The sequence below is a fragment of the Parabacteroides sp. PF5-6 genome, from assembly GCF_029504695.1.
Classification (GTDB): Bacteria; Bacteroidota; Bacteroidia; order Bacteroidales; family Tannerellaceae; genus QVMG01.
The window spans coordinates 357,705-372,431 of the sequence record NZ_JAQFIN010000001.1; the positions used below are offsets into that span (position 1 = coordinate 357,705).

Sequence of the window (14,727 nt, forward strand, 5' to 3'; positions counted from 1 at the left end):
CGAAAATAGTGGGCGCACTCTTTTTGGGATAATAGTGTTCAATAATTAATAATTAAACTCTCTGAATCATGAAAAAAAGTTTTGTACTATTCGCAGCGATGTGTTTCATTCCGTTTGCATTTACTTCGTGTGATGATGCATTAACAGAAGAAAAAGCCAATGAAGTCCTTGTAACAAAAGCAGATGCCCCCGAATTTGGGTATTGCGGTGAACCTTTTGTGACTTCCCTTATTGCCGGCAAACAAACTCCGGTGGGAACGGTTACGGTAGGTAACGATAAAGAAAATCTGTATGTGACCTATACATTGGATGCTTCCTGGAATTTGAGTGATACCAAATTGTTTGTGGGTGATGATGCCGATCTACCGGTAAACAATGGAGGCAATCCTCAAATGGGTCATTTTCCTTATAAAACGACTCATTCTCCGGCCGTGAATACCTTTACGTATGTGATTTCTTTGGAAGAGATTTCGGAATGTGTGACTATTGCCGCACAAGGTGAAGTGATTTCTCCGGAAGAACAAACGGCAAGTGCCTGGGGCGAAGGTACGGCTTTCGGAAAGAGTGGCGCGATGAAGTTTGAATATTGTGTACAGGAATGTATCGAAGTGCCTGCGGAACCGATCCGTTATGAGACAGAATCTGCCTGGTCGGCTGGTGACCGTTATACGGAAAAAGGAAACTGGGGTACGTATACGGCTTATGCCGGTGAAGAACTGACGGTTTCTGTTTATGCCGGACAAACGATTGACGTCGGTACGGTTACATTCTCTGAAGTAGTGGAGGGTAATATCACCATTACAATCGCGTTGACCGGTGGCTGGGAACTGAATGCAGAGAAAACGGAAACCGTAAAGATCCAGGGATACGAAGCGGCTCCTTCTGGAAATCCGGCTCCGGGACAGTTCAAAACCTATAAAGGCGAATCTTTGGTTGTCGAAGTGCCTGCATCCAATTTCTATGGCATCCACCTGGACGTGAGATTGCCCATTTATGAATAAGCTTTTTGAGGCTTCCAGATAGTAAAAAGATCCCCAAATCAATCGTTCCACCTTCTTTCGAGTAGGTGGAACTTTTGTGACAATCTTCACATCTCACCCTATTTGAAACCTATCACACACCCCCTTTTTCAAACTACCGGTACTTTGCGCGCAAACTACTAATATTTTGTCGCCAAACTACCGGTAGTTTGTTCGCAAACTACCAGTAGTTTATGAAGAGAATATTAACGATTCATTTTCAATGGTTTAGAAATCGCATTGAAGAAAATCGGAAGATTTTCTTCAGTAGTTGGTAGTGGGTAGTTGGTAGTTAGTAGGCGCGGAGCGGTAAATGGAAGAAAATTGGAAGATTTTCTTCGGTAGTTGGTAGTGGGTAGTTAGTAGTTGGTAGGCGAGGAGCGGCAAATGGAAGAGAATGTGAAGGTGCAGGATAATAGCAAGTGGACTATCTCGGCTCCCCTCCTTTGAAAAGGAGGGGGTGGACCGCTGCTTGCAGCGGTGGGGTGGTTAGATCTTTTAAGTGACTATTAATTAGCAATATAAGAATCTAACCACCTCCCGGCTCGTACCTCGCCGTACTCCTCCTTTTCAAAGGAGGAGAGCCAAGAATGTCCATCTGCTATCACCGGAAAATCTTCAAATCTCAAATATTAGAACCCCGCCAAAACCCCTTTCCAAAACATCGCGCTTTGGGTGAAAAAACATTGCACTTTGGTGAAAAAAACATTGCGCTTTGGGCGACCAAAGTGCGATGTTTATTTTGGGTATTTACCACATAAAAGTTTCGTACCCCCTTCCACCTTTCACCCGGTCGCCAGATCCCTGTGTTGATCAGCGTTTCGGGTGAAGGTTTGGGGAAGGTCTGCGTCGTCTGCGTTCCAGGATGGCGGCTTCCCGAAAAAGGCCGGCAGGGTTTTCCAAAAGGCCGGCGGCCTTTTCTAAAGGGCTGCCGGGGTTTTGTAAAAGGCCGCCGGCCTTTTTCGGGAAGCCGCCAGCTGTCGTTTTTTTAACTTGTTCTTTCACCCGGAATGCGGATCAATACAGGGATCTGGCGACCGGGTGAAAGGTGAAGACCGGGATGAAAACTTTTATGTGGTAAACGCGGTTGTCGGAAATATCAGAAATAATTTCCTATATTAGCCCGATAATCATGCGGAAGGCGGATGGAGACAGCTAAGGTTCCGGCTTCGGCATACTGAAAAGAAGTCTTATATGGAAACAAAAAAACTCATCGTTCAACAGATCAGTAAGATTACCATTCCTTTAAGCGATAAGGCGCAAAGTAAGTTGCTCTCGATCCTGCACTGTTCGGAGCTGAAGAAAGGTGAACTTTTTCTGAAAGAGGGAGAGGTGGCTAAAAATATAGGTTATGTGTATAAAGGGATGCTGCGTGTGTTTTATTATAAGAACAATAAGGAGCTCACCGAGTATTTTGCTTACGAACAGAAGTTTTTCCTGAGCATTGAAAGCTGCTTCCGGAAAACGCCTTCGCATTTGATTATCGAGGCTTTGGAACCTACTGTCGTGTATAGTTTGTTGTACGACGAGTTTATCGCATTAAGCCAGGAAGATGAAGAAATTGCCCGGCTGTATCGTTTTCTGATGGAGAGTTCTTTGATTATTTCACAGAGAAAAATTGATTCGCTTCGTTTTGAAACAGCGCATGAGCGTTATAACCGGTTGATGAAGGATGATCCCGAGATCATTAAGCGTGCACCCTTGTCTTACATAGCCTCTTATCTGTTGATGACACCGGAGACGCTGAGCCGTGTGCGCGCCAATATCCTGTAAGGTGGGATGACTTTAGTCAATAAACTTTAAATTTGTTACATAATTGACATAGATCAAGTCGTAATCTATAAATATATATGATATTTGCAGTACGAAAAGGGCGTAGAGTCTTTTTTCGTTAGAATGTGACACCAAGCATTACTATGATATATACACAGATGGATTAGGTTAGTTTTTAATTCTCAGAGAGGGACAGAGCGTGAGTTCTGTCCCTTTTGTTATTTTATTCCGCTTTTCCTTCTTCTTCTTCCGTTGTTGTTGTTTCTTCTTCTTCTACCACTTGGGGGGTGAAGTCAGTGATATCGTTTTCGATAAGCAGGTTATACCAGTTCAACAGTTTCTTGATATCATTGTTGTAAACGCGTTCTTCATCGTAGTTGGGAAGCACCTCTTTCATATAGGCAGCCAATTCGTTGGGTTTGAGTGCTGATGGCTGGAATGGCAGTTTGGCGCCGTTTTCTTTTTCTTTGATCGTATGTAGCACTTCGTGTAAAGGAGTTTCTTCCTCATGGGTATATATGGCAATATCGCCCAGTGAGATGATTTTATCCTTAGCATAAGCCGGTATTCTTTTCTTATCTGTCAAAGACTCAACGATCAACATGTTCTTCCCTTGAGAAACCAACTTGAACAGGCCTGGTTTGCCTGAAATAGATAAAATAGTTTTCAACATAAGTTTTTTCTTTTGTGTTAAATAATTAAAGGTGCAAATGTAGCACAACTGCAGGAATTAAAAGAAGAAAAGGGGAGAAAAGTAGTTAAGGAGTCAAGTAGTCAAAGGAGTCAAAGTAGTTATCACTTCTTGTATCTGGGGGATCAATGGCTGGTTGTTGTCATTAAAAACGACAAAAGAAGCTCGTTCTTTTTTGATCTCATCCGGCATCTGGCTGTTGATGCGCCTTTCGATCTCTTCGCGGTTCACGCCGTCGCGTCGGCAGGCACGTTCGATCCGGAGTGCCAACGGGGCATAAACCATCAGGCTGTAATCGACAATGCGGTCGAAGCCCGACTCAAAGAGTATGGCCGATTCGATGGCGCAAAGAGTTGTTTGTTGTTGCTGGGTCCAATGCAGGAAGTGGCGGTTCACTTCCGGATGGATAATCTGATTGACCCGGGCCAGATAGTCGGCAGAGTTAAAGATATAAGAAGCCAACAGGCCGCGGTTGAGCCCTTCCGAAGTATAGATCGTGGCACCAAAGAGGGCAATGAGTTGCTCTTTGATCACCGGCGAGGTGTCGGTGAGCCGTTTGCTTTGTTCATCCGCAATATAAACGGGTATGCCCATGACTTCCAGAATGGAGGTGACTACGGTCTTTCCACTGCCGATACCACCTGTGATACCGATCTTAATCATTTTCGCGGTGTTGTTCTAAAATAAATTCGATCTTATCGGGAGAAAGGCTGGAGGAGCGGGTCCAATCCGGTCTTTGGGTTAAGGAGATCGGAAGTATGCCGCTCAGGTTTTGTTCCAGTTCGCTGAATGGAATACGGATTTCAAACTGATCGGCCTCCAGGTCTTTGTATTTGCTCAGGGGAAGGCTGGAGATCACTTTCACCGTCGGAGGAAATAAACGGACCGCATAATCCGCGGGCACCTGGGTGATGACCACCGGAATGTCCAATGTCTTTTCCGTATATTGTTCGATCGGAATGGTGATGGTGATGGACTCGGGATTATACGCTACCCCTTCTATCTTCTGTAAAGGCAGGGCGCGGGTGAAGCTTTTATTGGCTTTTTTGATGTCCGCATAAGCGGTCTGGATGCGGGTTAAGGTATCCAATACGGATTTAGCCGCGTACACCTGTACGTAGGCAGGCGTGATCTGCATCTCACCGGAACGGTGATATCCGGGTTCGTATTGGATGTTTCCGTTGAAAACCACCGGCAGGTCTTTTTCTATCCGTTTATTGTAGGTGACATGGATCTGCTCCGGCTCATAATTGGTCAATACAGTCGAGGTCATCAGTTGTTTGTAGATATCCGATTCGATATCTTTCCGTTCCAGTACGACTGTGCCCTGATCCACCGGCATGTCTTTCATATTGATCTCTATCGGATTGAAGGTTCTTCCGAATGAATAGTTGAGCAATACGCTGCCTTTGTCCCTGATGCGGATTTTGATCTTATTGGGCACGGTATCGGTAAAAGCGATCTCGTGCGGGATGTTCTTGTAGCGGATCGGAATGGTCCGTTCGATCTCATAGTCTTGTTGCAGGCTTTGCAGATACCAAAACCCGAACGACAGGAATACAAAAGCGAGAAAGATCAATGTTTCCTTCCATCTTCGACGATGCAAAAAGACATTAATCTTTCGTTTGGCTGACTTGAAGGGTTGGGGTAGGGCATCAAGTCGTGACATAAGCCTGATTATTTTTGTTGTTGTTGCGCATCTTCATTCGATGCAAAAACAGACGCTTTATCGATACGGATACGTACGCCGTCAGCAATCTCGAGCAACATATACACATCGCCGATCTCTTTGATCTTCCCGTAGATTCCTCCGGCAGTAACTACTTTATCACCCGGTTTCAAGGCTTCGCGTGCTTTGGTGATATCCTTTTGTCTTTTCTGTTGCGGACGGATCATGAAGAAATAAAAGATGGCGATGATCACAACCATCATCATCAATCCCGACCATGCGTTTCCTCCGCCTGCGGCAGCCTGAAGTATAATTCCAAGTAAATTCATGTCTTATAATGTTTTTAGTTTATGCAAATGTATATATAATAATTAATCTTTAAGCAATGCCTTCTCTTTTTTTAACTCACCGACAATCGAATCCAATACCCCGTTAATAAAGGTTCCGCTTTTGGGCGTACTATAATATTTCGCCGCATCGATATATTCGTTGAGTGATACGCTGATGGGAATAGTCGGGAACGTCAGGATCTCCGCCAGGGCTACCTGCATAATGATCAGGTCCATATGGGCTACGCGTTCGGTTTCCCAGTTCTTCGTGTGTTTTTCAATGCGTTCGCGGTATTCTTTGCCGTTGAACAAGGTCTGGCGAAGCAGTTTGACGGCAAACTCATGGTCTTCCTGATCTTTGAACATCGGCAGAAGTGCTTGTTCGCTGCCGGCTTGTTCTTCAAACTTCTTGATGGTTTTCAGCGTGAATGTTTCAACGATATCGATATCATCGTTCCAGTAAATGCTTTTATCTTCCAGGAAATCCTCGATCATCTCATTGCCGCAGATATATTTTTTGAAGAAAGCCCGCCAGAATTCTTTGTCGGTCGCATACGAATCTTCCGGGTTCTCCAGGTATTCGGCATACAGGTCGGACGCCAACAGGATATCCAGGATGCTTTTGAGGAAATCCGTGTCGTTACTCCAGGATATTCCACTTTCCGCAATGTATTTCTTCAGTTCGCTATTCTCTGCCAATTGTTTGGTGAACCGGTTATCGAGCAAACGCGTATTGGGATGCAGATCCTGTTCGGTCGGCATCAGTTTGTTCTTTTTGTTATCCTGTACCCGTTCCAAGAGGTAGGTCACATCTAAAATAAGCAGTAGGAAATAATGATAAAGGTCATACGACTTGCGAAGGCTGAATAATAGCTCTTTTTCAGCTGTTTGGAGGCTTCCGGTTCCGTTTTGATAGAATGAGTAAACTATCTGTAAAACTTTTATCCGGATTAAAATTCTGTTAACCATCGTTTGAAGGAGCTTCTGTTTGATTTAGACTGCAAAGATAGTGAAAGCTGAATACAGAAGCAAGCAAGCATGATATATTTTTTGATATTCCCCTATTGACGGAATAATATAGTAAAGGCGCTGCCTTTGTCGGTCTGGCTTTGCACATGTATCTTTCCGTTATGCTGCTTGACGATTTCCCGGGAAATGCTCAGACCGATGCCATTGCCGTTTTTCTTGGTGCTGAAAAAAGGGATGAAGATCTTTTCCCGGATCTCGTCCGGTATGCCGTTGCCATTATCGGCGACGGTGATATAGGGATGTCCTTCTTTGTCGCAGCCGGAGAAGAGATGGATCTGCGGCTGTTCTTTGCCGCTGACGGCATACGTGGCGTTGGTCACGAAATTGATGATCACCTGTTCGATCAGGTCTCGGTCCATCAGGGTGGTCACTTCGGGATGATCTGTTTTCAGTGTGAAAACAATGCCTTTCTGCGTGAGCGACGGGCTCATCAGGAAATGAACGGAAGAGATCAATTCGTAAAGATTACAGGATTGACTATGGAGAACGATCTTCTGGCTCAGGTTGCGGTAGGTCTCGGCAAAATACAATAGTCCTTCGCTTCGCCGGTGGATCGTTTCCAAGGCAAACTTCATATCCTCCAGTTCTGCTTCGGACAATGTCGGAGCGGTCTGTTGTAAACTGTGTATCTTTTTCTTTAACGTATCCGAAAGGGAAGAGACCGGAACAATGGAATTCATGATCTCATGGGTCATCACATTCAATAGTCCTTTCCATGCGTCCGACTCGACTTCTTCCATTGTGGCGCTTACGTTATGAAAAGCAATCAGTTTATACGTCTTTCCCCCGGTATGGAACAGGGAGGCGTTGGTCATGGTCTTCAAGGTTTGCTTTTTCGCGTGGATCGTCAACAGGATATTTTCATTCAGGGGGATCGTCAATAATTCATTGAAGAGGCCGGCATTCTGCTTTTTCAGCCAGTTGATGTTTTTGATGCGGGGAATATTCAACAGGGTCGCCAGCGAATCGTTCATCCACAGTGTTTCATGCGTTTCGATATCATACGCCAGGATACCGGTATCTACCAGTTCCAACATCTCTTTCAGGTAATGCTGTTGCGCCTCTTTCTCGCCGGCGAGGTTCAGGAAAGCGGTCGTGATGGTATTGAATTGCGTATGTAACCTTTTGTTTTTCCCCTTCTCGGGATATTTTCTCGAAAAGTCTTTGTTGAGCAGCGATTCCGTATAATCTGCCATATCCCGGTAGATCTTTCGCTGCCGGCACAACAGATAAATCGATAAGACTGCCAGGAATAGGAATACTATGGATGCCCCGACAATCATAATCCGTATTTCTCTAACCGGCGATATAATGCGCCGCGTGTGAGCCCCACTTCGCGGGCGACCTGCGAGATGTTGCCGTTATGTTTCTTCAATGCCTGTTCGATCGCTGTACGTTCCAGGTCTTCCAGGTTATGCGTCGGTATCGAATGGGGGGTCTCTTTGGGTTGCTCGATGGGCGAGAAGGTGATGTCTTCCGCTTTCAATACCGGGTTGTCGGCCATAATCACCCCTCTTTCGATGGTATATTGCAGTTCGCGCACGTTTCCCGGATAATGATACAACATCAGTTGCTTTTTGGCCGAATCCGACAGGCGAAATTTCTGTTTGAAGTATTTCTTTTCATACATCTCCAAGAAGTATTCGGCCAGCCGGATGATATCTTCGCCCCGTTCGCGCAGGGGAGGCACGGTGATCTCTACCGTATTGATGCGGTAGATCAGGTCTTTGCGGAAACGCTCTTCGTTGGCCAGTTCATATAAGGGTAGGTTGGTTGCCGTGATCAGGCGCATATCCACCGGGGTAGGGCTGTTAGCACCCAGACGGGTGACTTCCCGGTTTTGCAATACGGTCAGTAGTTTCGCCTGTTGTTGCAGGCTGATATTGCCGATCTCATCCAGGAAGAGCGTGCCTTTGTCGGCCGTTTCGATCAGTCCTTTACGGTCTTCGCGTGCATCGGTGAACGCCCCTTTCCTGTGTCCGAAGAGTTCACTTTCAAAGAGCGTCTCCGTCAGCGAGCCGACATCCACCTTGACGAAGGGCTGGTCGCGGCGCAAAGACAATTGATAGATATACCGGGCGACGAGGTCTTTGCCCGTCCCGTTCTCTCCCAGGATCAACACATTGGCATCCGTCGGTGCGATCTTTTGTAGTTTATGGAACAGTTGCTGCATTGTTTCCGACGCGCCGACAATCTCGATTTCCGGTTTCTTAGCGACCGGGCTATTCTTGCGTGTGGGAACGGTTTGTTTCTGAAGCGTTTCTGCCAGGGTATTCAATAGGTTCTCATTGTGCCAGGGCTTGACGATAAAGTCTGCCGCCCCCTCTTTCAGGCTTCGGATCGCCAGGTCGATATCGGCATACGCCGTGATCATAATCACCAACTGCGAAGGCTTCCATCTGCGAATCTCCTTCAGCCAGTACAACCCTTCATTGCCGGTATGGATAGAGCTTTTGAAGTTCATATCCAATAAGATAATATCCACCTCATTCTCCGTAATCAATTTACGGATATTCTCCGGATTACTCTCCGTCAATACTGTTTTCGCCTCCGCCTTCAACAGAAAGCGTACCGCCGTCAACACATCCCGATCATCATCCACAATCAGTATATTTGCCTGGTGCAAGTTCATTTTCAATTCTTATTTCAGGTATTTAGAAGGTGACATTGTAAAGGCATTAAGTCCGGCTTCTTTTTTAACCCCTTCGAATTCGAGGGGGTTAAAATCCAGGTTTTTCAATTCTTTTACGGTTGTAAATATATTAAGAATAGTTTGGCGAACAATCTTTGCTGGGGAAATAAGCGTGTTGGAAAAAAACTTTAGTTTTTTCGAAAGGTAGAAGTTGGAAGGTAGAAGTTCGTAGTTGGTAGTTAGTAGTTAGTAGTTCGTAGTTCGTAGTTGGTAGGTCAGAGCCTCTTGATCTCTTCGGGTGACAGGCCGGTGGTCTGCATAATCAAGTTCAGCGAGACACCTGATTTTTTCAAGCGAAAGGCTACTGCCTTTATGCCTTCGAGTTTGCCTTCGAGTTTGCCTTTCTCTATACCTTTCTCCATCCCGATCTCGATTCCTTCTACTTTGGCATATTCAACGGTATTAACATAATCGCGGTAGTCTTTTAGCATTTTATCATAGCGCCGGCGGTCACCCGAGTTGAGACTTTCAATCTCGGCTGCCTTAAGCAACTTCCTAAAGGTTGCTTTCTTGGTCTCAAATGGTATTCTTTCTAACGTATCCATATATTTGAATAAATAAATCCATCGTTCAAAATCTGTTTTACACTCATCAGCCGTTAACTCGAAATGCGGTAACGAGATAAAGATCTGTCGCAGTCTCCCATCGATCTGAAGCCCTGTATCCCGATCGGCCAGGATCACATCCGTTCGCAGCTTATTCAACCCCGGCAGTCGAAAGTTCAAGAAGTAGATTCCATACACGGGGCAGATCTCAAACATCCAATCCCCGCCTTTCTGTCCTTGACTGCTGATCATCCGGCAGAGATAGAACAGCGCCCGATCGAAAAAATAGAATTGGTTGCTGTTCTGCATCTCCACAATGAAATACGTCCCGTCTTTCTCGCGGCAAAGGATATCGAAGATGGCCATCCGTCCTTCCCACGACTCGGCAGGAATTTCTTTGTCCATAAACGTAATATCTTCTACCTTTCGCTCACCTTCGAGCAAGATATTCAAGAAATCAATCAGCAACTCTTTGCTGGCTTCCTGCCCGAACAATCGCTTGAAGCTAAAGTCGAGAAAAGGGTTTATATATTTTCCCATAGCTCAAGTCTTTTTTAGTCGTTTCTCTGAGTGTAAAAATAGGGAATAATTCTCTAAAAATCAAGCTATTCGTTGTTTTTCTTGCAGCGAAAATACGCAGAGATTGAAGATCAAAAGGCAGAGGAGGTTTTATTCTGGATTCGCAAGACTATTTTCTCTTTTCCCCAGGAGTATTTGTTTGTTGATAATTATCAACAAATGAATGCTCCCTCGAATAGGCTCAAATACAGTGTCTTATAATTGCCGATCTGTCCACCAATATACATGACCTGTCCGTTTGTGGACACTTTTTGGTTTGCAGGGTTTGTTCAAATGCTTTATTCCCAGTGGGTTGGTGTTATGGTATGGAGATTGTATTTCAATAGATAAAACAATAAAAAGCAGATTATGATTGAAATAAACAAACTACGGAAAGTCTACCGGACGGAAGAGGTCGAAACGATTGCACTCGACGATATGGCGCTGCATATAAAAGAACATGAATTTGTGGCCATTATGGGACCTTCGGGCTGTGGAAAGTCTACCCTGTTGAATATCCTGGGCTTGTTGGATGAACCGGCTGCGGGGTCATACCTTTTCAATGGAATGGAAGTCGGTCGGCTGACGGAAAACCAACGCTGTGACCTGCGCAAAGGGAATATCGGTTTTGTGTTTCAGAGTTTCAACCTGATCGAAGAACTAACGGTGTTTGAAAATGTGGAGTTACCTTTATTATATAGTGGCGTGAAAACTTCCGAACGTCAGCAAAGAGTGGAAGAGGCTTTGAAAAGCGTGCAGTTGAGCCATCGGCGTAATCATTTCCCTTCGCAGCTTTCCGGCGGGCAGCAACAGCGTGTGGCTATTGCCCGGGCGGTAGTGAACGACCCCAAACTGATCCTTGCCGATGAGCCGACCGGTAACCTGGACAGCCAGAACGGTATGGAAATTATGGATCTATTGACTTCCCTGAACGACGCGGGAACCACTGTCGTGATGGTTACCCATAGTGAATACGATGCCCGCTATGCCCACCGCATCGTACATATGCTCGATGGTAAACCCGTTACGGAAAACTTTCTGAAGGAATTGGCGTACACAGTAAATGAAGAATGAAGAATAAAGAATGAAGAATAGAGAGGCGTGACGCAATAAAGGTTTTTCAATTAATCATTAATAATTAACTATTAATCATTAAAAATCGTGATCAAACACTACATAAAAACAACCTTCCGCAATCTGTGGAAATACAAGGCACAATCGTTGACCGGTATCTTTGGGTTGGCATTTGCAATGGCCTGCTTTGTGCCGGCACTTTACTGGATGCGTTATGAAACGTCGTACGATAGTTTCTATCCCGATGCCGGGCAGATCTACCGTATCTATGCCGTCGATCGGCAATCAGGAAAAGTGAACGAGCGGGTGCCGGGCATTCTGGAAAAGCAGATGCGCGCCCATTTCCCGGCAATAAAAGCCTCGACTTTCTTGATCCCCGAATCGAATAATTGCAAAGCGGAGTCTATGCCGCATATCCGATTGCAGACTCTCAATACCGACAGTACATTCTTCCGGGTGTTTGCGCCCCAGTTTGTCAGTGGCGATGCAAACGAGCCTTTTCATTCGGAACTGGATATCGTCTTGACGGAAAGTACAGCTATCGGTTTGTTTGGGGATGTGGAAAAAGCGATCGGGCAGCATATCCAGAGTACCTTCTACTTCTTTCATCCGCCGTATACGGTTAGGGCCGTAGTGAAGGATCCTTCGCCCAACACAAATCTACCGTACGATGCGCTTCTTTGTTTTGATGTGGGTTATGGCGGGATGCCGGAGCAAATGCAATGGATGGAATTCAATGCGGAAGTGTATGTGGCGCTCAATCCGCATGCCGATGTCGATAGCTTCGCCGCGGAACTGCGTGATTTTGCTTCCCGGTTCAGTGTGGATATCGATGTGGAGATACGGCTGGTTCCCATCCGTGACGTGCGTCACCGGTTAAACGCAAATACTCCCTTTACGTTGAATTTCATACAACTGTTTGTTGCTGCCGGCGTGCTCTTATTGTTCAGCGCCCTGTTCAACTTCCTGAACCTGTATCTCGATCTTTTCCGCCGGCGTATCCGGGAGATGCGTCAGCGCGCGGTGCATGGTGCCAAAAAGCGGCAACTTATCCGGCAGATGTTGTTCGAACTGGGGTGTACCGTTCTTTTGGCATTTGTGTTGGGTGGTTGTTTGGTGATCGTTGTCCGCCCGCTCTTCTCTCGCCTGTTGGATCTGGCGATGGAGATGCCGGAGTTGATCCGCCTTTTCGTTTGGTGCGCGATAGGGGTGATCACTGTGATGTTGTGGATTGGCTGGCTTACTTTCTGGCGGTTGAGCCATTTGGCTTTGCAGCCGCTGTCGAAAGGAAAGACTGTGCGTGGACCGCTATTGCGGCGTATGGCTGTGGTCTTGCAGCTTGCCGTGAGTATGGTCTTCCTCGTTGCCGCATCGGTAGTGATGAAACAAATGCGTTTTGCCGATCAGAAAGACCTGGGTTTCAATCGCAGCGGGATCATACAGTTACACGGCTTGTCTTCTCATATGGAGAACAGATTGCGCGTTCCCTTGTTAGAAGCACTGGAAACCATCCCGCAAATCGAAAAGATCGCCACGTCGATCTTTATGCCCCAGCACAATGCCAATGCACTCGAACTGATCAGTGTGGTAGAATGGCCCGGAAAAACGCTTGATGAAAAGCCGACTTTCAATGTGATTTCTACCGGCAGCCGGTTTGCCGAAACCCTGGGCCTGGAAATGCTTGAAGGCAGATGGTGGGGCGAAGGCGATGGCGAGCAAAACGTCGTGCTCAACGAAGAAGCCGTCCGGGTGATGGGACTTACCGAGCCGGTGGGTACGACAATCCGTTTGTCGATCAATAATGTGGAGATGGAGGTGATGGAGAAAGAGCGGGATGTGAACTACCGGGTGGTAGGGGTAGTGAAAGACTTTCATACGCTCTCGCTCCGCAGCCGCATCCATCCGACGATTTTCCGACCTCCTTATGAGATTGTCGGTGGCCAGATCGTAATGGATAATATCTTGTATCTGCAGGTAACTGCCGGTCAGGAACAGGAAGTCATTCAACGGCTCAGGGCTGTTCTTCCCGATGTTGATCCGGCTTTTGCCGACCTTCAGTTGACCACGCTCGATGCGTTGTACGACAGCTTCAACCATTCGGAGCAGGTAGGTTTGCAACTCTTCTCCGTCTTGGCGACTGTCTGCCTGTTGATCTCGCTATTCGGGATCTATGCTGTAGCCACTGCTGCTACGCAACGTCGGCGCAAAGAGATCGCGATCCGAAAGGTTGCCGGTGCCAAAGCAGATGATATTATCCGCCTGTTCTTCCGCGAATATATCCTGTTGGTCTGTATTGCTGCTGCCTTTGCCTTGCCGGTGGCCTACCTGGCAATGAGTCGTTGGCTGCAGGGATATGCTTATCGTACGGATATTCCGTGGTGGCTTCTGGCCGGAACGATCGTAGGAGTCGTTGCCGTGGTCTTACTGACCGTATTCGGACAAGTACGCAAAGCGGCTAACAGTAATCCGGCGGAAGTAGTGAAGGCGGAATAAAGCATTGTCACCTTCTTTGTCGTGTCGATGATCCTTACCAGATAGACACCCGGCCGAGGTGGTGCCTGTCATGGTCTCGCGTTATTCCTCTAACGAACGGAGTAGTCGGGAAACTGCTTGGGTTGTTGTCGGTTCATTGTCTAATAGCTGGATGAATTTGCTGCCGATAATTGCGCCGGATGAATTGTTCAAAGCCGCATTGTAGGTTTCTTTGTTGCTGATGCCAAAACCGACTAACCGGGGATTCCGGAGATTCATTGCATTGATCCGGCGGAAATAGGCCTGTTTCTGTTCGTCGAAGTGCTGCTGTGTACCTGTAGTCGCAGCGCTGGAGACCATATAAATAAAGCCGTCTGTATGAGCATCTATCTCACGGATACGTTCTTCGGACGTTTCGGGAGTGATCAACAGAATGATTTTCAGATCGTACCGGTCGGCAATCGGTTTGTAGTCCGCTATATAATCGGCGAAAGGCAAGTCGGGGATGACCATGCCGTCGATACCCGTTGCGACACAGTGTTGGCAAAAACGTTCGAAGCCGAATTGCATGATCGGGTTCAGGTAGCCCATCAACAGCAACGGGATCTGAATGTCTTTGCGAATATCTTTAAGCTGTTCGAACAGGAACTTTAATGACATCCCGTTTTTTAATGCTTTAGTCGATGATGTTTGTATAACCGGACCGTCGGCCATCGGGTCGGAAAAAGGAATGCCTATTTCGATCATCTTAACTCCTGCCTTTTGAAGGCTTTGAATAATAGGTGCCGTATCTGCTAAGTTGGGATAACCGGCGGTGAAGTAAACGGAAAGAATTCCTTTCTTCTGTGTTTCGAATAATTGATTGATACGATTCAT

General features: G+C 46.4%; 13 protein-coding genes and 1 pseudogene. 4 read left to right on the top strand and 10 right to left on the bottom strand.

Translation table 11 applies throughout. From position 1 onward, the window contains the following. Positions 1–68 precede the first annotated feature (68 nt). On the top strand, positions 69–1,001 hold the full coding sequence (locus tag M2133_RS01425) for a hypothetical protein (RefSeq protein WP_277464170.1): 933 nt from the start codon (positions 69–71) through the stop codon (positions 999–1,001). 1,212 nt (positions 1,002–2,213) lie between these two features. Further along, positions 2,214–2,792, top strand: coding sequence for a Crp/Fnr family transcriptional regulator (locus M2133_RS01430; protein WP_277464171.1), 579 nt, complete (start codon positions 2,214–2,216; stop codon positions 2,790–2,792). Positions 2,793–3,015: 223 nt separating this feature from the next. Here M2133_RS01430 and M2133_RS01435 read toward each other — a convergent pair whose 3' ends face one another. The 9 genes and pseudogenes from M2133_RS01435 to M2133_RS01475 form a co-directional block, all read right to left on the bottom strand. Beyond that, positions 3,016–3,465 (bottom strand): DUF5606 domain-containing protein, encoded by a 450-nt coding sequence (locus M2133_RS01435; protein ID WP_277464172.1) that lies wholly within the window; start codon positions 3,463–3,465, stop codon positions 3,016–3,018. A gap of 93 nt (positions 3,466–3,558) precedes the next feature. Further along, entirely contained in the window at positions 3,559–4,146 is a 588-nt protein-coding gene (gene coaE / locus M2133_RS01440; RefSeq protein ID WP_277464173.1) for a dephospho-CoA kinase, read from the bottom strand. Continuing rightward, positions 4,139–5,152 carry a CdaR family protein gene (locus M2133_RS01445; protein WP_277464174.1) on the bottom strand — a complete coding sequence of 338 codons (1,014 nt, stop codon included), beginning with the start codon at positions 5,150–5,152 and terminating at the stop codon, positions 4,139–4,141. The genes coaE and M2133_RS01445 overlap by 8 nt, the downstream gene beginning before the upstream one ends. Before the next feature lie 8 nt (positions 5,153–5,160). Continuing rightward, positions 5,161–5,481, bottom strand: coding sequence for a preprotein translocase subunit YajC (gene yajC / locus M2133_RS01450; RefSeq protein ID WP_277464175.1), 321 nt, complete (start codon positions 5,479–5,481; stop codon positions 5,161–5,163). 42 nt (positions 5,482–5,523) lie between these two features. After that, positions 5,524–6,450: a transcription antitermination factor NusB gene (gene nusB / locus M2133_RS01455; RefSeq protein ID WP_277464176.1), complete on the bottom strand. Its 927-nt coding sequence runs from the start codon at positions 6,448–6,450 to the stop codon at positions 5,524–5,526. Positions 6,451–6,542: 92 nt separating this feature from the next. Beyond that, on the bottom strand, positions 6,543–7,793 hold the full coding sequence (locus tag M2133_RS01460) for an ATP-binding protein (protein ID WP_277464177.1): 1,251 nt from the start codon (positions 7,791–7,793) through the stop codon (positions 6,543–6,545). Next, complete coding sequence (locus tag M2133_RS01465) at positions 7,790–9,142, bottom strand: sigma-54 dependent transcriptional regulator (protein WP_277464178.1); 1,353 nt, start codon at positions 9,140–9,142, stop codon at positions 7,790–7,792. The genes M2133_RS01460 and M2133_RS01465 overlap by 4 nt, the downstream gene beginning before the upstream one ends. 15 nt (positions 9,143–9,157) lie before the next feature. Further along, a pseudogene (locus tag M2133_RS01470) lies at positions 9,158–9,256 on the bottom strand (KilA-N domain-containing protein); the annotation flags it as partial. Between the two features lie 161 nt (positions 9,257–9,417). Then, complete coding sequence (locus M2133_RS01475) at positions 9,418–10,287, bottom strand: Rpn family recombination-promoting nuclease/putative transposase (RefSeq protein ID WP_277464179.1); 870 nt, start codon at positions 10,285–10,287, stop codon at positions 9,418–9,420. A gap of 387 nt (positions 10,288–10,674) precedes the next feature. Between M2133_RS01475 and M2133_RS01480 the strand changes: the two genes are divergently transcribed. Continuing rightward, positions 10,675–11,379 carry an ABC transporter ATP-binding protein gene (locus M2133_RS01480; RefSeq protein WP_277464180.1) on the top strand — a complete coding sequence of 235 codons (705 nt, stop codon included), beginning with the start codon at positions 10,675–10,677 and terminating at the stop codon, positions 11,377–11,379. An 87-nt stretch (positions 11,380–11,466) separates the two neighbouring features. After that, positions 11,467–13,872 carry an ABC transporter permease gene (locus M2133_RS01485; RefSeq protein WP_277464181.1) on the top strand — a complete coding sequence of 802 codons (2,406 nt, stop codon included), beginning with the start codon at positions 11,467–11,469 and terminating at the stop codon, positions 13,870–13,872. An 81-nt stretch (positions 13,873–13,953) separates the two neighbouring features. Here the strand turns inward: M2133_RS01485 and trpA are convergent, their stop codons facing one another. Then, the gene (trpA, locus tag M2133_RS01490; protein ID WP_277464182.1) at positions 13,954–14,727 is read right to left on the bottom strand and encodes a tryptophan synthase subunit alpha; all 774 of its coding nucleotides are present in this window, start codon (positions 14,725–14,727) and stop codon (positions 13,954–13,956) included.